The following is a 19,631-nucleotide window of genomic DNA, read 5'->3' on the forward strand; positions in this document are numbered from 1 at the left end:
CTCGGGTTCAGGTGGAAGGGAATCGCGTTGAACGACGACGTCAGGCCGTCGCCCTGCCGGACGCGGCCGCCAGCACGGTGTTGAAACGGGCATCGAAGACGGGCCGCACATCGACGGCGCGCGCGATGATGCCAAGCGAAGCGAAACGGTCAGCCTCCTGCTGCACGGTGGCGATGAGGGTGTCGTCGATGGGCGTGAATTGCCCACCGGTGCGGCTCGCCGCAAGGGTTGCGGCATCGAGGGCCAAGCGCGCGGCCTCGATCTGTTTGCCGGCCCACGCCTGTGGATGTGCCCGCACCCAGTCCGCTGCCGTCTGCGCCCGCACGAGGTAGTCCTGCAATGCGGCGCGCCGCGCTTCGTCCTGCAGCACGGACCGGCTAGCGAACTGGAACGAATAGGACAGACGCTGCGGCGTGGCGAGAATACGCGCGCCGTACTGACGCTGTGCAATGGCGGCGTTCGGATCCCAGATGCCCCAGGCGTCGACCTTGCCCGCGACGAGCGCGGACAGTCCATCGGCAGGCGTCAGATAAACCGGTTCGATGTCCTGCCAGCGCAACCCGGCCTGCTCGACGATCGACACCAGGCTGTTGTGGAACCCCGAACCGCGAAAGACCGCAACGCGCTTGCCCTTGAGTTCCGACACCTGACGCAGCGGCGAATCGCCGCGCACGAGCAGCGCACCGTACAACCCGTTGTTTTGCGCGCCGACGACGAAGGCGCTGCCAGGGCGTGAAGCGATGGCCAGCGTCGGCGTGTCGCCCCCGGAAAAGACATCGATGTGCCCGCCCAGCAACGCTTCGAGCGCGGGCGGCGCCGCATCGAAGCTGGCCCATTCGATGCGATACGGCAGGTCGCGCAATGCGCCTGCGATCTGCAACTGGACGTCGGGCCCGAGGCGACTCGCGAGGCCGACGCGCAGCGTCACGCCCGCAGGGATGGCCGAAGCGGAAGCCGAACCCTCACGGGAATAGGCGAGCGAAGAGACTGCCAGCGGCGGCGCGCCAAGCGCGACAGCCCCCGCCAAACGAAGTGTGCTCGAAAGAAAACGTCTGCGACCCACGGGATGACCTCAGCGGCGAAATACGAATAACCGCGCCGATTACATCACCCGCATGGCGAACGCCCAACCAATCATTTCAGGCAAGGAATCCCACGTCGCCTCGATATGCAATCCATCAGGCTCAACGCCCCACTTCCGCCAGCGCCTTGAGGCTCACCGAAAGCATGGCCAGATCGGCGTTGCCCGCCGCCACCTGGTCGGCAAGCACGCGGTGGTAGCGCGCCAGCGCATCGGCATGCGCGAGCTGCCAGCGTGCAACGCGCCGGGCCGCCGGACTCATGTCGGCGCCTTCCAGGGCCGACGCCGCGCCGGCGCCGTCCGCCTCGTCAAGCGCCAGCACGCTCGCCGTCAGACGCCGCCGCAACACCGACAGCTCTTCCAGCAAGGTCGCGCGAGCGAGCCGCTGCCAGTGCGTGAGCATCGGCAGCCCCAGCACGCCCGCGTGCAGCCAGCCATAGCCGAGCGGTGCATCGAGCGCGAAATACACCTGCGCGGCCAGCGCCGGCTCGCACCCACTGGTGCTCGCCACTTCGGCAATGTCGAGCAACGCCACGCGCGCGCCGATGTCCGCCGCCGTCTGCGCGAGCGGGGCCGGCACGCCGGCGTCGATCATGCTCTGCCGCCGTGCGCGCGCCTCGTCCGCCGCCTCGCCGCTCACCAGCGTATCGAGCGTCGGCAGGATCGGATCGAGCACGCCGCGCAGGCGCTCGACCGTCTGCGGCACGTCGGTGAGGCGCCGGCGCAGGAACCACAACGTCGCCTGCTCGTGCCACTGCGAAACGGCCGCGAAAAGCGCCGCCTGCGTCTCGTGCGAGACCTGGGCGTCGAGCGCGTCGATCTCCCGCCACAGGGCGTCGAGGCCATACGCGCCGCGCGCCGCCAGACTGGCCCGCACGACATCGGCCGGCTCGGCCCCCGTCTCTTCGCTCAACCGATGCACGAACGTCACGCCCGCCCGATTGACGAGCGCATTCGCATGCATCGTGGCGAGAATCTCGCGCTTGAGCGGGTGGCGCAGCATCGCCGCGCCGCAACGGCTGGCAAGCGGCGTCGGGAAGTACGACGGCAGATCCTCCGCGACGAAATCGGCGTCGGGCAAATCGCTCGCGAGCAGTACGTCGTACAGCCACATCTTGCTGTACGCCATCAACACCGCACGCTCGGGCGACGTGAGGCCCGCGCCCGCGGCGCGGCGCGAGTCGAGCGTCTCGTCGTCAGGCAGAAATTCGATGGCGCGCGCGAGCCGCTGCGCCCGCTCCAGGTACCGCATGAAACGTGCATCGCCATCGAGCGACGCTGCCGCGTGCAACCGCCCGAGCGACAGCGCCTGCGTCTGCAGATAGTTGTCGCGCAGGACGAGCATGCCGACCTCTTCGGTCATCTCGGCGAGCAGCGCGTTGCGCTGCTTGAGCGTCATTTCGCCGTCGGTCACCACGAGGCCCAGCAGAATCTTGATGTTGACCTCGTGGTCGGAGCAGTCGACGCCGGCCGAGTTGTCGATGGCGTCGGTGTTGATGCGGCCGCCGTGCTGCGCATATTCGATGCGCCCGAGCTGCGTGAGCCCCAGGTTGCCGCCCTCGGCCACCACCTTGCAGCGCAGCTCCGCGCCGTTCACGCGCAAACCGTCGTTGGCGCGATCGCCGACCTGGGCGTGCGTCTCCGTGCTCGCCTTCACATAGGTGCCGATGCCGCCGTTGTAGAGCAGATCGACGCTCGCCGTGAGCAACGCGCGCAACAGATCGTTCGGCGTCATCTCGGTCGCTTCGGTACCGAGCCACTCACGCACCTGCGGCGAGAGCGCAATGACCTTCGCCGTACGGGGAAACACGCCGCCGCCCGCCGAAATCAGCCGCGTGTCGTAGTCGGCCCAGCTGCTGCGCGGCAGTTGGAACAGACGCTCGCGCTCGGCGAACGAGGTCGCCGCATCGGGCGACGGATCGAGGAAGATATGCCGATGATCGAACGCGGCCATGAGCCGGATGTGCTTCGAGAGCAGCATGCCGTTGCCGAAGACGTCGCCCGACATGTCGCCAATACCGACCACGGTGAAGTCCTGCGTCTGCGTGTCGACGCCCATTTCGCTGAAGTGCCGCTTGACCGACTCCCACGCGCCGCGCGCCGTGATCGCCATTTTCTTGTGGTCGTACCCGACCGAGCCGCCCGAAGCGAAGGCATCGCCCAGCCAGAAGCCGTACTCCGCCGAGATCGCGTTCGCGTAATCGGAGAAAGTCGCCGTGCCCTTGTCGGCGGCCACGACCAGATAGGGATCGTCGCCATCCACGCGTACGGTGTTCGGCGGCGCGACGAGCCGGCCGTCGACATAGTTGTCAGTCAGGTCGAGCAGCCCGCGCAGGAAGGTCTGGTAGCACGCCACGCCTTCGGCCAGATAGGCGTCGCGATCCGAGGACGGCGGCGGCTGCTTCACCACGAAACCGCCCTTCGAGCCCACCGGCACGATGACGGTGTTCTTCACCATCTGCGCCTTCACCAGACCCAGCACTTCGGTGCGGAAGTCCTCGCGCCGGTCCGACCAGCGCAGTCCACCCCGCGCCACGCGGCCACCGCGCAGATGCACGCCCTCGACGCGCGGCGAGTACACCCAGATTTCGAACATCGGCTTCGGCTCGGGCAATCCCGGCACTTTCGACGGATCGAACTTGAACGACAGATAGGGCTTCTGCGTGAGACCGTCCTTGTCCGGCTGGAAGTAGTTGGTGCGCAGCGTGGCTTCGAGAACGCCGAGGAACTGACGCAGGATGCGATCCTCGTCGAGATTCGGCACGTCCTCGAGCGCGGCATGGATCTGCGCGCGCAAACGCTCGGCGTGCGAGGCGCGGGCGTCCTCGCCGAGGGCCGGGTCGAAGCGCGCCAGGAACAGACGCACCAGCATGCCGGCAATCGACGGATTCCCCGTGAGCGCGTTCTCGATGTACGCATTGCTGAACGTGGAACCGACCTGGCGGATGTACTTGGCGTACGCACGCAGAATGCGCACCTCGCGCCACGTCAGCATGGCCTGCAACACGAGCCTGTTGAGGTCGTCGTTCTCCACGTCGCCCGCCCAGATGCGAGCGAACGCGTCCTCGAAGCGCGAACGTGCATGCTCCAGATCGACGTCGGCCCCGTCGAGGCTCGTCATGCCGAAGTCGTGCATCCATACGACACTGGCATCCGCCGGCTCGATGCGATAGGGACGCTCGTCGTTTACCTGCACGCCCAGGTGCTCGAGCATCGGCAGGCTGCGCGAGAGCGCGATGGGCTCCCCCACCTGGTAGATCTTGAATCGCAGCGTGCCAGGGGCGGCTTCCAGCGGCCGGTAAAGCTGCATGGCCAGGGCGGACGCCGAAGAGACCGAAGATGCCGAAGAGGTCGACGATGACGCCGCCGATCCGGCAGGCGCGGCCGGCGCCTTGTTCAGCAGCGGCTCGATTAGCTCGACGTCGCGCACCGCGACACGTGCGGCGTAGTCCTCGCGGTAGCCAGCAGGGAAGGCCTGCGCATAGCGTCGCAGCGCGCGCGTGCCGCGCTCCTCGCCGAGCTGCTCGCGCAAGGCGTCGGACAGGTCGTCCTGCCAGCGGCGCGCCGTCTCGACGATGCGCGCTTCGAGCTCGCCGACATCGACGTCCGGCACATGGCCCGGCTCGGTGCGCACGGTGATGTGGATGCGCGCGAGCATCGACTCGGACAGTTGCGGTGTGAATTCCACGCTGGTGCCGTGATAGGCCGTCTGCAACAGGTTTTGCACGCGAACGCGCAAGTCGGTATTGAACTTCTCGCGCGGCACGAACACGAGGCACGACACGTAGCGATCGAAGCGGTCGCGCCGCACGAAGAGCCGCGTACGCTGGCGCTCCTGCAAACGCAGAATGCCCAGCGCGATGTCGGCCAGTTGATCGACATCGATCTGGAACAGTTCGTCGCGCGGGTATTGCTCGAGGATCGTGACGAGCGTCTTGGCCAGATGCCCGTTCGGCAGGAAGCCCGTGCGCCCGATCACCTCGGCGACCTTGCGGCGCACGAGCGGGATCTCCTCGGCCGGCACCATGTAGACGGTGGACGTGTAGAGGCCGAGGAAACGCCGTTCGCCGCACACGCGCCCCTGCGCATCGAAGCGCTTCACGCCCACGTAGTCGAGATAACCGGGACGATGAACGGTCGCGCGCGAGTTGGCCTTCGTCAGAAAGATCGGCGCACTCGCCCGGACGATGCCGATGGCGCCCTGGGAAAGCCGGGTGATGTCGGGCGTCGAGGCGTCGCGCCGCGATTCGCGCAGCACGCCGAGGCCGGTGCCCGCCACCCCCTGCAGGTAATGCTCGCCATCGCGCTCGACCAGCTCGTAATCGCGATAGCCAAGGAACGTGAAGTGCCGCGCCAGCATCCAGTCGAGAAACGCCTGTGCTTCGTCGATTTCCGTGCGCTCCTGCTCGCCTACGCCCGTGTGCGCGGCACGCTCGGCGAGCGATTCGATGGCGGCGTGGGCGGCGGCCTGCATGGCCCGCCAGTCGTCGACGGCCGCGCGCACGTCGCCCAGCACCCGCTGCAGACCGTCGGCGAGCGCCTGGATTCGCTCGGGTTCGGAAAAGCGGTCGACCTCGATATGGATGTACGACTCGAAGCGGCTGCCGTCCGCCGCCGCCCCGCCGGCGCCACTCACATGCCCATTGCGGCCGGCCGCGCCCGACTCCCCGGATTCCGCCCCGGCCAGCAAAGCGCCCACGTCGGCGCCGGCATTGGCCACCGCGCTCTGCGCAACCGCATGGGTCGACGCACCGGCGCGTTGCAGACCTGCGCCCGGCGCCACGGCAATGCGTTTGCCCGAGGCGTCGCGGCGGACGCGGTAGACGGGGTGAAACGCGGAGTGCAGCGCCAGGCCCTGCCGGTTGATTTCCATCGTCACCGAATCGACGAGGAACGGCATGTCGTCGTTGACGATCTCGATCACCGTATGGCCGCAATGCCAGCCATGCTGATCGAGCGTGGGGTTGTAGATGCGGATGCGCGGCTCGCCGGAGACGAATTTCTGACCCAGTTGCCAGTGCGCCATCGCGGCGCCATACAGATCGGCGACGCTTCGCGAGACGACGTCGTCGGCATCGGCCAGTTCGTAATAATGCAGGACGAAGGGCTCGAACAGCACGGCCACCTCGGGCGCGCGCTCGGTGGCCATCGCTACGACTTCCACCATGTGCTGGCGGACTTTCTCTTCCTGATTCGCGGGCATGGGCAACCTCTGCGGGAATGGACGAGACATCGGCAGGCAAGGCCATGCTACGCCCGGCGGCCCCGGGCTGGCAACGGCGGTTTCCCCCGTGCCCGCCGGTGCGGCCGGCGCGCTCGGAGGCGCCCGATAGCATCGGCACGGTCGGCGCCGTCGGTATAATTGCGCATGACCTCAAAAGCCACCGATTCGCGCAACGACAGCGCCCCCTTCTCGAGCCTGCCGCTCTCGCCTGCCATGCAGGAGAACCTCGCACGGCTCGGTTACGTCTCGATGACGCCCATCCAGCAGGCGTCGCTGCCCGAGATCCTCGCCGGACACGACATCATCGCGCAGGCCAAGACCGGCAGCGGCAAGACCGCCGCATTCTCGCTGGGCCTGCTGCAACGCGTCGACGCCCGCGACTTTGCCGTGCAGGCCGCCGTACTCTGCCCCACGCGAGAGCTCGCCGAGCAGGTCGCACAGGAAGTGCGACGCATCGCGCGCGCCGAAGACAACATCAAGGTCCTGACGCTGTGCGGCGGCTCGCCGCTGCGCCCGCAGGCCGAGAGCCTCGCCCACGGCGCGCACGTCGTGGTCGGCACGCCGGGCCGCATCATGGATCACCTCGAGCGCGGCACCCTCTCGCTCGCCGGCGTCAAGACGCTGGTGCTCGACGAAGCCGACCGCATGCTCGACATGGGCTTCTTCGACGACATCGCCACGGTCGCACGGCAAACCCCCGCCTCGCGCCAGACACTGCTCTTCTCCGCCACGTATCCCGAAGGCATCGGCAAGCTCGCACAGCGCCTGCTGCGCACGCCGCGCGAGATCCGTCTGGAAGAGAAGCACGACGCCAGCAAGATCCGCCAACGCTTCTACGAGGTGCGCGACGAGGAGCGTCTACACGCCGTGGGCCAGATCCTGGACCACTTCCGCCCGGTGAGCACCATCGCGTTCTGCAACACGCGCGCGCAATGCCGAGATCTCACCGATGTGCTGCGCGCCGAAGGCTTTCACGCGCTGATGCTGCACGGCGAGCTCGAACAGCGCGAGCGCGACCAGGTGCTGATCCAGTTCACCAATCGCAGTTGCTCGGTGCTGGTGGCAACCGACGTGGCCGCGCGCGGGCTGGACATCGCCCAGCTCGAAGCGGTGATCAACGTGGACGTGACGCCCGATCCCGAGGTGTACGTGCACCGCATTGGCCGCACGGGCCGCGCCGACGAGGACGGCTGGGCGTTCAGCCTCGCCACCATGGACGAGATGGGCCGCGTGGGCAATATCGAAGCGGCGCTGGGGCGCGAAGTGCCGTGGCACAAGCTCTCGGAACTCACGCCTTCGGGCAGCGGCCATCTGCTGCCGCCCATGGTGACGATCCAGATGCTCGGCGGCAAAAAGGACAAGATCCGCCCCGGCGACGTGCTGGGCGCACTCACTGGCGAAGCGGGATTTGCCGCCACGCAGATCGGCAAGATCAACGTGCTCGACAACTTCACGTATATTGCCGTGGATCGCGACATCGCCCCCGTGGCGCTGCGCAAGCTGAGCGACGGCCGCGTCAAGGGCCGCAAGGTCAAGGTAAGATTCCTGCAGGACTGACGCCAGCGCGCTTCACCGACTCACGGCTTCACCGCTTCGTCAGTACCGTCCCCGGGCGTGCTCCGCGAACCGCGCGAGAAGGAGGCTGCAATGAGGTCACTGCGTACCCTGTGGTTTTTTCCTGTCGCGCGGCGCACGGCCGCCCCGCCAGCCGCATCGCTCGCATCGCCTGCATCGCTCACTTCGCTCGCGGCCCTCGCCTGCGCCACGCTGCTGAGCGCCTGCGCCAGCAAGGGCGTGCCGCCCAATCCGCCGCTCACCGAAGACACGCTGGATGAATACGCGCTCGTGATCGTCGGGCTCGACACGCCGCTGCAGAGCACCTGGGGGCCGTGGACCTTCTCCGACGAATCGCAGACGGTCAACGGCATTCTCGCCAACAAGGTCATCCGCACGCTCAACACCAATCCGCCGACGCGCGGCTTCATCGCGATGCGCGTCTCGCCGCTCATGCGCAACGAGCGCTTCGGACCGATCGAGTTCACCCCGGCCGACAACAGCTACCGTTTCAACTACTGCAAGGGACGCAAGGTGCCCACGGTACAGGTGCGCCGGGGCGATGTGATCTATGCGGGTACGCTGGGCCTCGACAGCCACGACGGCCAGGTCTGGCTGCGCACGGCGTTCGACATGGCGGGGGCGCGGCGCTTCGTGCAGGCGAATTATCCGTCGCTCGCCGACAAGCTCCAGCCGCAGCCGTTCACCTACTACGAAGTGAGAAGCCAACCCGTCTGCCGATGAGCGCGTGCCTATCGGTATCGGACATGGGGCGAATGCCCGGCGGCCGGCTTACGCCTCGTCCGGCTCGTCGCCGGGCGCGAGCACGATCTCGCGGCCCTCGCACAGGGCGTCGGCGCGCACGCTGAGCTCGCCGGCCACGTCGGCCAGATGCCGCCGCAATGTGTCGGCCAGCACCGACTCGGGTTCGTGCGCCGGGCGCAACATCTCCACCGGGAATTCGATGGCCGGCGCCACGCGATACAGTTGCTGCGACTGCCCATGCGCGCTGGCCGCCGTGAACTGGTCGAGCAGCGCGTAGCCGAGCCCATGCTCGACGAGGGCCGCCGCCAGCGAGTACGTCTGCACCATCACTTCGGCGTCCTGCAGCAACTCGGTCTGCTCCAGGCGCTCGTTGATGAGCGCGCCGAGCGGCGTGTCGTCATGGAGTTTGATGAGATCGCGGCCGGCCAGCGCATCGGCGCTCGCCTTGCCCTTGCGCGAGAGTTTCGGCCACGACGACGGCACCGCCAGCACGATATGCCCCTGCGCCACCGGACGGCTCACGATACCGGCGGCCATCGGCGGCGCGGAAACGATGCCCACGTCCACGGAGGACGTGAGAATCGCCGTGATCATCTCGGTGGTGTGATGGGTGATGAGCTCGAACACGACGTCCGGATGCGCGCGGCGCATGCGCTCGATGGCGGCGGGCAACAGGCTTTGCGCGAGGCTCGGCGTGGCTGCAATGCGCAGATGCCCCACGCCGTGCTGGCGCAGATTGCGCGATGTCGTGCGCAGCCTTTCCAGGTCGCTGAAGATACGCTCGACGTCCGGGTAGAGGCGACGCGCCTCGGCCGTGGGCACGAGACGGCCCTTCACCCGGTCGAACAGCTTGAAGCCCAGTTGCTGCTCGGCATGCTGCAACACGCGCGAGACGACGGGTTGCGATACGTTGAGCAACTGCGCCGCGCCGCTGGCCGAACCGGTCAGCACCACCGCGCGAAACGTCTCGATATGCCGCAATTTCATGCCTGCGCTCGTCTCCCCTCGATATCCGCCGGACCGGCCATGACGCCGACTCTATAGCCAAAAGACATATGCTGCCTCAAATCCGCATAGGTTACCGAATTTTCTCGCTCTACACTGCGTAGCAAAGGTCGCGTAAAAAAAGCACCGCCGGACACTGCCGCAAGGCCCCCGTCCTCCCGCTGCGAATATTTTTCCCGCCTTGCTTTTCATTGCGTTTTTGGTTGTCATTCATCGTCATGCATATTGGAGTCATCGGGGCGGGCATCGTCGGCCTCGCCAGCGCGTATCAATTGCTGCGCGCAGGCCACGAGGTCACGGTCATCGACGCCGGACGCGGTCCGGGTCTCGGTACGAGCTTCGCCAACGGCGGCCAGCTGAGCTACGGCTACGTGTCGCCGCTCGCCGCCCCGGGCGTGCTCTCGCAGTTGCCGTCGCTGCTGTTTTCCCGCACCGGTCCGCTGCGCATCAAGCCGTCGTTCGACCCGGACTTCTGGCGCTGGTCCATCGAGTTCGTCAAGCACTGCAATGCGCAGGCGAATGCCAGCTCCACGCTGCGTCTGCTCTCGCTGGGACTGCATAGCCGCGAGGTGATGCTCGAATTTCTGGCGCAGGAATCGGTGTCGTTCGACTACCGCCTGAGCGGCAAGCTCGTGGTGTATCGCGACGCCGCCAAACTCGCCGCGGCCGAACGCTCGCTCGAACTGGCCAACGGTCTGGGCTACACCCAGCGACGTGTCGACGCCGCGACGTGCGCCACGCTCGAACCGGCGCTGGGCAAGATCGCCGGCGAACTCGCCGGCGGCATTCATACGCCGGGCGAAGGCACCGGCGACTGCCAGTTGCTGTGCAAGGAACTCGCGCGACTCATCGGCGAGCACCCGCGCGGCGCGCTGTTGTTCGATCGCGAAGTGAGCGGCTTCGACGTGCGCGGCGACGCCGTGCGGGCCGTCCGCACGCGCACCGGCGACGTCGCGCTCGACGCCTGCGTCGTCGCGAACGGCCTGGCCGCCATGCCGCTGCTGCGCACCGTAGGCGAGTCTATTTCGCTGTATCCGCTCAAGGGCTACAGCCTGACGTATCGCGACGCACCGGTCGACGCGCGCCCGCAGGTGTCCGTGACCGATGCCGACAACAAGGTGGTGTACGCCAGCCTCGGCGAGCACTTGCGGGTGGCCGGCATTGCCGATCTGGTCGGGTACGACTATCGGATTGCCGCGCATCGCATCGACGCGCTGCGCACCCTCTCGGCGGGACTCTTCCCCGCACTGGGCGGCGCGCAGGCTCCGCAAGAGTGGACCGGCATGCGTCCGGCCACGCCGCACGGCCGACCGATTCTCGGGCGCGCCGCGTCGCTGGGCAATCTGTGGCTGAACGTCGGCCACGGCGGATTGGGTTTCACGTTGTCGATGGGCGCCGCGCGCGTCGTCGCCGACGCGATCGACGGCAAGCGCCCCGCCGTCGATCTGGCAGGGTTTGCCCGTCTGGCCGCGTGAGCACGCGTGCCCGAACATGACGGGCCGCCCGGCCGCGAGACGGTTTGGGGTTGTAGTACGCACGCAAAACGATTGCATCACTCCCACGGGGACCGATGGGTGCGTGTGCCGGGTTGTACCAGTGGTTTGGGTTTTGACATTCCAACGGCGCGGACCACCGTGCCATTCACTTCCGATAGGACAGAGACCATGAAGAAGCTGTTTGCTCCCCTGCTGCTCGTCAGCGCCGCCGCCAGCCTGTTTGCTCACACTGCCAGCGCGCAGGAGCTCACCGGCACGCTCAAGAAGATCAAGGACACGGGCGTGATCGCGCTCGGCGTGCGCGAGTCGTCGATTCCGTTCTCCTACACGGACAACACCGGCAAGACCATCGGCTACTCGCAGGAAATCGCGCTCAAGATCGTGGACGCGGTCAAGAAGGAACTCAATGCGCCGAACCTGAAGGTCACCGAAACGCCGATCACCTCGCAGAACCGCATCGCGCTGATGCAGAACGGCACGATCGACCTGGAATGCGGCTCGACCACGCACACGTTCGAGCGCGCCAAGCAAGTCGGCTTCTCGCACAACATCTTCCTGTACTCGATCAAGATGATCGCCAAGACGGGCTCGGGCATCACCGACCTGAACAGCCTCAAGGGCAAGACCATCGCCACGACGGCCGGCACGACCGCCGACCGCATTCTGTCGGGCAAGAAGGGCGAAGTCGGCTTCAACCTGATCCAGACGAAGGAACACTCGGACGGCTTCCTGACCGTCAAGCAAGGCCGTGCCGTGGCCTTCGTGATGGACGAGCCGCTGCTCTACGGTCAGCGCGCCGCGCTGTCGACCGACGAGGCCAAGGGCTATGAGATCGTCGGCCCGAACCTCCAATTCGAAAACTACGCGTGCATGCTGCGCAAGGACGACCCGGCGTTCACGAAGGTCGTGAACACGGTCATTGCCGACATGGAAAAGTCGGGCGAAATGGAGAAGCTGTACAACAAGTGGTTCACGCAGCCGGTGCCGCCGAAGAACCAGAACATGAACTACCCGATGACACCGGAAATGCGGGCCATGTTCAAGGATCCGATCACGAAGGCCTACGACTGATCCTGACGGAAGGTTGTCGTGCGGGGGCCGCGGCCCCTGCGCGGCACGGTTCCGCCTTTTGCCGTTCCCGCTGATTGCCATCATCATGAATTCGCACGCCACGCTCGGCATCCTCGGCGGCATGGGGCCCGCCGCAGGCATCGACCTCTGCCGCAAGATCGTCGAGCAACACCCCGCCGAGCGCGATCAGGATCACATCCCGTTCATCCTGTACTCGGTCCCCCAGATTCCCGACCGCACCGAAGCGCTGCTGCGCGACGGCGACTCGCCGCTCGACGGCATGCTCGACGGCGTTCACGCCCTGGAGCAATCGGGCGCCGAGTGCATCGCCATTGCGTGCAACACGGCCCACGCCTGGCTCGAGGCGCTGCGCAACCGCACCCGCCTGCCGGTGCTCGACGTGGTCGAAGCCGTGGCTGGCGAGCTGTCCCGATGCGTCGCACCCGGCTCGCGCATCGGCCTGCTGGCGACCGAAGGCACGCACCACGCCAACGTCTATCGCCCCCGGCTCGAAGCGTTGGGCTACCGCTTCGTCACCCCCGCGCAACCGCTCGCGCATCAGGCGCTGGTCAACGAAGGCATTCGTCTCACCAAGGCCGGCGACGTTCGCCACGGCGGCGAAGCGCTCGCCATGGCCATGGAACCGCTGCTGGCGGCGGGCGCGCAACGCGTCATCCTCGGTTGCACCGAAATCCCGGTGGCACTGGCCGCCGTCGAGACGCCGCTCGCGCGCTTCGGCCTCGACGCCTCCGCCGCCCTGGCGCGCGCCTGCATCGCCTGGTCGCTGACCCACGACGTCACCACGGCCGGCATTTCATCCGACCTTACGTCCGACATTACGCACGACATTACGCACGCCTGACCGTCTCCCGGTCGCGGCCCGGGGGCGGGCGCCGCTCCCGTCGCCTGGCCCGTCGCGCGCCGTCCCGCGGCACCGCGGTCGTCTCGCCGCGACGGGCGCGATGTTGCGCTGCAATGACAAAATCCACGATTGCGTCCCCCGCAAGTGCGTCAGGCTTGGGTAGACTGGCGCTCGCAGGGCAATCGCGTCGGCCGGTGCATCGGCGTGCCGAAGCGAGGATCGACGGGAGCTCTCGGGCGCAATGCCGGCCAAACGCCAGCAGCGACGCAGGAAAAGATCCCGCTTGCCTTGTCAGAAAAAAACCCACAAGGGAAAACCTGTGGAAAGCGGCATTAAACGGGGATTGCAGCCACCAAATTCGCTGGCGTCTTTGGCTATAATGGCCCACAATCCATCGGACACCTGCCGGACTGCCGTCCGGCCAAGAGCGCGTTTGCCTGAACGGGGAAGCACATGAGCGGCAGCGCGCTCAACGTGATGCAAGCACAGACAACAACAATGAGTTCAGATCGACTCCCAGCCGGTGTGCCCTTGGTCGAACCTTCGACCCTGGCGCCGGCAATCGCCGAGGCCATCGCCCCGGCGCCGGCCCCGGCACTGTCCCGGGCGCTGGTCGAGCTGACCGGCGGACTCTCGGCGCATGTCGCTGCCGACGGCCGCTTCCTTTTCATTGCCGAAGCTTCCCTGCGTCTGCTCGAGTACTCGCGCGAGTACATCGACCACGCCACGCTGTTCGAATTGACGGGCATCGAGGACGTGCCGTTGCTGCAGGACGCCTTCGCCGCCGCCCAGACCCTCGGCCCCCAGCAATGCACGGTGCGCCTGCTGCGCGGTCTGACCGACCGGATGTGGATGCGGCTGCGCATTGCCCAGTACACGCCTCGCATCGCCGGCGCCGGCGCCACCTTCCTTGTGCACGGCGAAGACATCACCGCCTTCAAGGAAAACGAGGCGCGCCTTTCCGATCTGGCCGTGCGCGACGCGGTGACCGGGCTGGGCAACCGTCAGTACATCCAGCAATGCATCGCCGAGGCGATCCAGCACGCCCGGGAAGGCGGCCCGAACTTCGCCGTCGCCCTGCTCGATCTGGACGGCTTCAAGAAGGTCAACGATTCACTCGGCCACGATGTCGGCGATCAGTTGCTGCGCGACGCCGGCCAGCGCCTGATCGCCCAGATTCGCGAGACCGACATGGCCGCGCGCATGGGCGGCGACGAATTCGTGCTGGTGTTGCCGGGCTGCGACAACGAGCAGGCGCTCACCGGCATCATGAAGCGCCTGTTGTCCGCCGTGCAGCAACCGTTCCAGGTCGGCGACCAGTTGCTGCACCTCACGACGAGCATCGGCGTATCGTTCTTCCCGCAGCACGGCGACTCGGCAGGCCTGCTGATCAAGCATGCCGACGCCGCCATGTATTGCGCGAAGGATCGCGGACGCAACGGCCTGTTCGTCTACACGGACGATCTGGGCAACCTGCACCGCAAGGCGTTCTCGCTGGAATCGGCCATGTTCGAGGCGATTCACAACGGCGAATTCAGCCTGCATTACCAGCCGATCTGCGACCCGAGCTCGCTGAACGTGAAAGGTGTCGAAGCGCTCATGCGCTGGCATCCGGCGCTCGGCCCGGTGTCGCCGGCCGAATTCATCCCGCTGGCCGAAGCCAATGGCCTGATCAACCTGCTGGGCGGCTGGGCGTTGCGCGCCGCCTGCATGCAGCTCGCCCGCTGGGATCGCACCCGGCTCGACGGGCTGTACATGTCGGTCAACGTCTCGGCCCAGCAGTTCCACCATCCATCGTTCCCCAGCCTCGTCTGGCAGGCGATTGCCGACTCGGGTGTCGAAGGCCACCGGCTGGTCCTCGAAATCACCGAGAGCGTGCTCATGCGCGACCCGGAGCAGGCCAATCTGGTGCTGCGCGAGTTGCAGACGCTGGGGGTGCGCTTCGCCGTCGACGACTTCGGCGCCGGCTATTCGAGTCTGGGATACCTCAAGCGCTTCCCGCTGTCCGCGCTCAAGATCGATCGCAGCTTCGTGAAAGACATGCCGACGTCACCGAACGACCGTACGATCGTGACGGCCGTGCTGGGGTTGGCGCGCGAACTGGGTCTGTCGGCGGTGGCCGAGGGGGTCGAGACGGAAGAGCAACGGCAGATGCTGATCGATCGCGGCTGTCATTCCATCCAGGGCTGGCTGGTGTCGAAGGCCCTGCCTGCGGGAGAACTCGAGGCTGCCTTTGCGAGCGGGCGCCTCAATGTGGATGTCGGCCACTGACCGGACATCCCCGCTACCATGAGCCTTACGAAAGAAAAAACGCTCGAATTACTGTGGCAGCGCATGGCCGAGCGAGGCGACTTCCCGTCGCTGCAGCGCTCGGTCACGGGCATCGTGTCCGCCATGCAAAGTGAAAACACGAGCACGGCCGACCTGGCGTCGTCCGTGCTGTCGGACTTCGCGCTCACGCAAAAGGTGATTCGCCTGGCCAACTCCGCCATGTATGCGCCGTTCGGCTGCAACGTGACGACGGTCTCGCGCGCCATCATGATTCTCGGCGTCGACACGATCGGCCACCTGGCGCTCAGCCTGAAGCTGCTCGAAGGTTTCGGCGAAGTCGCGGCGCGCCGCGACGACATGGCCCGTGAGCTGGCTCGCGCCACGCTCGCCGGCGCGTTCGCACGCGACATCACGTCGAAGAACGGCATTCGCGACGGCGAGGAAGCCGTCGTCTGCACACTGCTCCACCATGTGGCACGGTTGCTCGTGACGTATTGCTTTCCCGCCGAGTGGGCCGAGATCCAGGCCCTCGCGGTGCAGCACGGCCTCAGCGACAGCGACGCCTGCGAGCGGGTGCTCGGCATCTCGTTCCCCGAATTGTCCGAAGCGGCCGCCCGCAAGTGGGGCCTGCCCGAGTCGATTGCCACGAGCATGCGGCCGATCGACCTCGACGGCAACGCCCCGCTCTCGCACGCCGACTGGCTGTGCGCGGTGGCGAACATGTCCAACGAGATGGTGACGGAGCTCACGCGCGGCGCCGATCCGACGCGTCTGGCCGAACTGGCCGAACGCTATGCCGACCGTCTCGCGCTCGACATCGGCGAGGTGGTCTCGGTCGGCGAGGAGATGGTGCGCGACACGAGCCACCAGGAGTTCATCGCGATCAGCACCGGCGCGTCGAACACCCGCCAGCCGCCGGCGGGCAAGCCGCTCGACTCGGTACGACGTCTGGCCGACGGGCTCTCCGAGGTGCGCGCGGCCACCGACGAGACGGACGCCGTCGGCCTGCTCAACCTGACGCTCGAAGCGATTCTCCAGTCGCTCGGCTTCGTCAACTGCGCGGCCTTCGTCCGCTCGCCCGCCAACAAGGTCTTCGAGATGCGCTTCGGCATCGGGCGCGACGTACAGCCGCAGCTCGGCCTGACCTTCCCCGAAGCGTTCGAGCCTGACGTTTTCCATCTTGCGCTGACCAATGGTCGTGCCATCCTGATCGACAATGCGCGCGAGCCGCGCATCGTGCCGCGCATTCCCCTGTGGCACCGTCAGCACTTCGCGAACGTGAAGTCGTTCTTCCTGCTGCCGGTTCGCCAGCGCAACCAGACCGTGGCGCTGCTCTACGGCGACTGGGGCGGCGCACTGTGCGCAGGCGGCATCGGTGCGAAGGAAATGGAATTCCTTCACCACATGGGCGAAGAGATCTCCAGCAAGCTCGAAAGCGCGGCACTGCAAAACGCCGGCGCAGGCGCGAACATCGACTCGCTGGCACGCAAATCATCGGGCACGACCGGCGCTCGCTGAGCCGGTTCGGGCGGCGTCTCTCGTCGTCAGTCTTCCGCTTCTTCCACGTCTTCCGCTTCCCTCTGCCTACCGATCCACGTCTTGACTTCACGCGATGGCGTGTGCCGTCGGCATTGGCTCGTGGGCGGATTCCCCCGGTTCGGGCTCGGCACTGATTGCCGTTCGCGCCGGGTGCTTCGGCGCCGGCGGCAGTGTCTCGGCGATTCATATGCGAAACGCAATCTTTGGTATTTCGAAAACGATATGAGACGCCGATGCCGAACGGTCGCACGCGTTGCGCACAGGACGATTCGTGCGCGGCGGTGTTCGCCCGCCGCGCCGCCGAAGGCACTCAGGCGCCATGCTCGCCCCATATGGCACAAGGCTTTGGCGGCGGCGGTCCCATCCGGTTCGCGCAGGCGTACCATGGCGCCATACCGCAGTTTTCCTCCATGACGTTGTGTCGGCCGCCGATCGCCCCGCGCACGCTATCCGCGTCGCGGTTTTTGACGCGACTCGCCGCGCCCCGGTAAAAAATTTACGCTCGGTTTCGCCATGTAGATCAATTCACACCGTTGGTTCAGGAGAAGACATGACGCAATCCGCTGCTGTACCGGTGCATCCGGTCGACGAGCGCCTGCCGCTCCCCAAGCTGTTCACGCTGGGACTGCAACACGTGCTGGTGATGTATGCAGGCGCGGTCGCGGTGCCGCTGATCATCGGCGGTGCGCTCAAGATGTCGGTCGATCAGGTGGCATTCCTGATCAACGCGGATCTCTTCGCCTGCGGTATCGCCACCCTCATCCAGACGCTCGGCGTGTGGATCTTCGGCCTGCGTCTGCCGATCATGATGGGCGTCACGTTCACCGCCGTCACGCCGATGATCGCCATCGGCACGAATCCCGATCTCGGGCTGCTCGACATCTATGGTGCGACGATCGCCGCGGGGATCATCGGCATCCTGATCGCCCCCTTCATCGGCAAGCTGCTGCGGCTGTTTCCACCCGTGGTGACCGGCACAGTCATTACCGTGATCGGCATCTCGCTCATGGGCGTCGGCATCAACTGGGCGGCGGGTGGTTTCGGCAATCCGGACTACGGCAATCCGCTCTATCTGGGCGTGTCGTTCGCGGTGTTGCTGTGCATCCTGTTCATCACCAAGTACGTGCGCGGCTTCTTCGCGAACATTGCCGTGCTGCTGGGCATTCTGTTCGGCACGATCGTGGCGATCGTACTGGGCAAGGTGTCGTTCGCCGGTGTGGCGCAGGCGCCCTGGTTCGGGTTCGTCATGCCGTTTCACTTCGGCATGCCGCGCTTCGATGCGATTGCCATCGCCACGATGACGCTGGTCATGCTGGTGACGTTCATCGAGTCGACCGGCATGTTCCTCGCCGTGGGCGACATCGTCGGCCGTCCGGTCGATCAGAAGACGCTGGTACGCGGTTTGCGCGTGGACGGACTGGGCACGCTGATCGGCGGCATCTTCAACACGTTCCCGTACACCTCGTTCTCGCAGAACGTGGGACTGGTCGGTGTCACGGGGGTGAAGAGCCGCTGGGTGTGCGCGATGGGCGGCCTGATCCTGATCGTGCTCGGACTGTTCCCAAAGGTGGCGCACGTGGTGGCGTCGGTGCCGCAGTTCGTGCTGGGCGGCGCGGGCATCGTGATGTTCGGCATGGTGACGGCCACGGGCGTGAAGATTCTCTCGACGGTGGACCTGTCGAAGAACCGCTACAACCTCTACATCATCGCGATCAGTATCGGCGTAGGCATGATTCCGGTGGCGTCGGACAAGTTCTTCATGAAGCTGCCGCACGCGCTGGCCCCGTTCTTCCACAGCGGCATTCTGCTCGCATCGATCAGCGCGGTACTGCTCAATGCACACTTCAACGGCCTGCGCAGCGAGAAGGAAGCGGCCGAACTCGCACAGGCGGCGGGCAAACAGGCGGACGCCGCCCATTGAGGCAGGCGGCGGTGCGCGGACCGGCGCGCTTGCGCATCGCATGCGGCGTGCCGCGCAACGGCCTCAACCGACCTGCAGCTCCCGAGCACGCCGCTTGATGTCGCGCAGCACACCAGCCATGCCGGCGCGGGCGGTTTCGGTGTCGTAGTGGTTCTGAAGATTGAGCCAGCTCTGGGCGTCAACGCCAAAGAACGCGCCCAGGCGCAGCGCCGTATCGACCGTAATGGCTCGCTTGCCCAGCACAATCTCATTGATGCGGCGCGGCGGTACGTCGATGGCTTTCGCCAGCGCGTATTGCGAAATGCCCATCGGGGCGAGCCAGTCCTGCGCGAGAATCTCGCCCGGCGTGGAGAGTGGCACTTGTCGAGTCATGTTCGGCCTCCGTCGACCTTGAGAGAGTCCGCAGAAATATCGGAACGTGCCCACACATTCGGTCAGTGGTAATCCACGATTTCGACCTCCGAGGCGTTGCCCCCGTCGAAACGAAAGCACAGTCGCCACTGGTCGTTGATGCGAATGCTGTACTGCCCCAGACGTGCTCCCCTCAGAGCTTCCAGGCGATTGCCCGGGGGTGCGCGCAAGAAGGCGAGCGTGGCTGCCGCATGCAACTGCTGGAGCTTTCGCGTTGCTACCAACTCGATCGCCCGCCAGCGCGTAACCCGACAACCGTTGAACAACAGCGCCGTATCCCTGCATTTGAAATCTTCGATCACGGTTAATAACGTCATTCGTTATTAACGAATGGCGTTAATACTAGTGCGAGGCGCCGTTCATGTCAATTGTGGAGTGAAAGGCAAGGACCACGCGAAGCCAGGGGGGCCTGAGAGGCTTCGATCCTAGCG

General features: G+C 66.3%; 13 protein-coding genes. 8 read left to right on the forward strand and 5 right to left on the reverse strand.

Going from position 1 to position 19,631, the window contains the following annotated elements; translation table 11 throughout:
• Positions 1–40: 40 nt before the first annotated feature.
• Positions 41–1,027 (reverse strand): PhnD/SsuA/transferrin family substrate-binding protein, encoded by a 987-nt coding sequence (locus RO07_RS17200; RefSeq protein WP_052266671.1) that lies wholly within the window; start codon positions 1,025–1,027, stop codon positions 41–43.
• A gap of 157 nt (positions 1,028–1,184) precedes the next feature.
• Entirely contained in the window at positions 1,185–6,284 is a 5,100-nt protein-coding gene (locus RO07_RS17205; protein ID WP_039404349.1) for an NAD-glutamate dehydrogenase, read from the reverse strand.
• Positions 6,285–6,449: 165 nt separating this feature from the next.
• Between RO07_RS17205 and dbpA the strand changes: the two genes are divergently transcribed.
• Positions 6,450–7,862 carry an ATP-dependent RNA helicase DbpA gene (gene dbpA / locus RO07_RS17210; RefSeq protein WP_039404352.1) on the forward strand — a complete coding sequence of 471 codons (1,413 nt, stop codon included), beginning with the start codon at positions 6,450–6,452 and terminating at the stop codon, positions 7,860–7,862.
• Between the two features lie 90 nt (positions 7,863–7,952).
• Positions 7,953–8,603 carry a hypothetical protein gene (locus RO07_RS17215; protein ID WP_039404354.1) on the forward strand — a complete coding sequence of 217 codons (651 nt, stop codon included), beginning with the start codon at positions 7,953–7,955 and terminating at the stop codon, positions 8,601–8,603.
• A gap of 48 nt (positions 8,604–8,651) precedes the next feature.
• Here RO07_RS17215 and RO07_RS17220 read toward each other — a convergent pair whose 3' ends face one another.
• Positions 8,652–9,611 (reverse strand): LysR family transcriptional regulator, encoded by a 960-nt coding sequence (locus tag RO07_RS17220; protein ID WP_039404356.1) that lies wholly within the window; start codon positions 9,609–9,611, stop codon positions 8,652–8,654.
• A 236-nt stretch (positions 9,612–9,847) separates the two neighbouring features.
• Between RO07_RS17220 and RO07_RS17225 the strand changes: the two genes are divergently transcribed.
• The 6 genes from RO07_RS17225 (at position 9,848) to RO07_RS17255 (ending at position 18,789) form a co-directional block, all read left to right on the forward strand.
• Positions 9,848–11,104, forward strand: a complete 1,257-nt coding sequence (locus RO07_RS17225) for a D-amino acid dehydrogenase (RefSeq protein ID WP_039412639.1) — start codon at positions 9,848–9,850, stop codon at positions 11,102–11,104.
• A 189-nt stretch (positions 11,105–11,293) separates the two neighbouring features.
• Positions 11,294–12,196, forward strand: coding sequence for a transporter substrate-binding domain-containing protein (locus tag RO07_RS17230; RefSeq protein WP_039404358.1), 903 nt, complete (start codon positions 11,294–11,296; stop codon positions 12,194–12,196).
• 85 nt (positions 12,197–12,281) lie between these two features.
• Positions 12,282–13,058 (forward strand): cysteate racemase, encoded by a 777-nt coding sequence (gene cuyB / locus RO07_RS17235; RefSeq protein ID WP_147284623.1) that lies wholly within the window; start codon positions 12,282–12,284, stop codon positions 13,056–13,058.
• A gap of 531 nt (positions 13,059–13,589) precedes the next feature.
• The gene (locus RO07_RS17240; RefSeq protein ID WP_052266674.1) at positions 13,590–15,329 is read left to right on the forward strand and encodes a putative bifunctional diguanylate cyclase/phosphodiesterase; all 1,740 of its coding nucleotides are present in this window, start codon (positions 13,590–13,592) and stop codon (positions 15,327–15,329) included.
• 18 nt (positions 15,330–15,347) lie between these two features.
• On the forward strand, positions 15,348–16,847 hold the full coding sequence (locus RO07_RS17245; RefSeq protein ID WP_084072668.1) for an HDOD domain-containing protein: 1,500 nt from the start codon (positions 15,348–15,350) through the stop codon (positions 16,845–16,847).
• A gap of 571 nt (positions 16,848–17,418) precedes the next feature.
• Positions 17,419–18,789, forward strand: a complete 1,371-nt coding sequence (locus RO07_RS17255) for a nucleobase:cation symporter-2 family protein (RefSeq protein WP_039404362.1) — start codon at positions 17,419–17,421, stop codon at positions 18,787–18,789.
• A gap of 63 nt (positions 18,790–18,852) precedes the next feature.
• Here RO07_RS17255 and RO07_RS17260 read toward each other — a convergent pair whose 3' ends face one another.
• Positions 18,853–19,161, reverse strand: coding sequence for a HigA family addiction module antitoxin (locus tag RO07_RS17260; RefSeq protein ID WP_039404364.1), 309 nt, complete (start codon positions 19,159–19,161; stop codon positions 18,853–18,855).
• A gap of 62 nt (positions 19,162–19,223) precedes the next feature.
• A complete protein-coding gene (locus RO07_RS17265; RefSeq protein ID WP_269466449.1) occupies positions 19,224–19,517 on the reverse strand; it encodes a type II toxin-antitoxin system RelE/ParE family toxin in 294 nt (97 codons plus the stop codon).
• Positions 19,518–19,631: the final 114 nt, after the last annotated feature.

It is taken from the genome of Pandoraea pulmonicola, assembly GCF_000815105.2.
GTDB lineage: Bacteria > Pseudomonadota > Gammaproteobacteria > Burkholderiales > Burkholderiaceae > Pandoraea > Pandoraea pulmonicola.

What these genes read in the sequence shown, in the direction of transcription:
- RO07_RS17230 (WP_039404358.1), top strand. Translation starts at nt 11,294, where the DNA reads ATGAAGAAGCTGTTTGCTCCCCTGCTGCTCGTCAGCGCCGCCGCCAGC.
- RO07_RS17245 (WP_084072668.1), top strand. Translation starts at nt 15,348, where the DNA reads ATGAGCCTTACGAAAGAAAAAACGCTCGAATTACTGTGGCAGCGCATG.
- RO07_RS17260 (WP_039404364.1), bottom strand. Translation starts at nt 19,161, where the DNA reads ATGACTCGACAAGTGCCACTCTCCACGCCGGGCGAGATTCTCGCGCAG.
- RO07_RS17265 (WP_269466449.1), bottom strand. Translation starts at nt 19,517, where the DNA reads ATGACGTTATTAACCGTGATCGAAGATTTCAAATGCAGGGATACGGCG.
- RO07_RS17220 (WP_039404356.1), bottom strand. Translation starts at nt 9,611, where the DNA reads ATGAAATTGCGGCATATCGAGACGTTTCGCGCGGTGGTGCTGACCGGT.
- RO07_RS17255 (WP_039404362.1), top strand. Translation starts at nt 17,419, where the DNA reads ATGACGCAATCCGCTGCTGTACCGGTGCATCCGGTCGACGAGCGCCTG.
- dbpA (WP_039404352.1), top strand. Translation starts at nt 6,450, where the DNA reads ATGACCTCAAAAGCCACCGATTCGCGCAACGACAGCGCCCCCTTCTCG.
- cuyB (WP_147284623.1), top strand. Translation starts at nt 12,282, where the DNA reads ATGAATTCGCACGCCACGCTCGGCATCCTCGGCGGCATGGGGCCCGCC.
- RO07_RS17215 (WP_039404354.1), top strand. Translation starts at nt 7,953, where the DNA reads ATGAGGTCACTGCGTACCCTGTGGTTTTTTCCTGTCGCGCGGCGCACG.
- RO07_RS17225 (WP_039412639.1), top strand. Translation starts at nt 9,848, where the DNA reads ATGCATATTGGAGTCATCGGGGCGGGCATCGTCGGCCTCGCCAGCGCG.
- RO07_RS17205 (WP_039404349.1), bottom strand. Translation starts at nt 6,284, where the DNA reads ATGCCCGCGAATCAGGAAGAGAAAGTCCGCCAGCACATGGTGGAAGTC.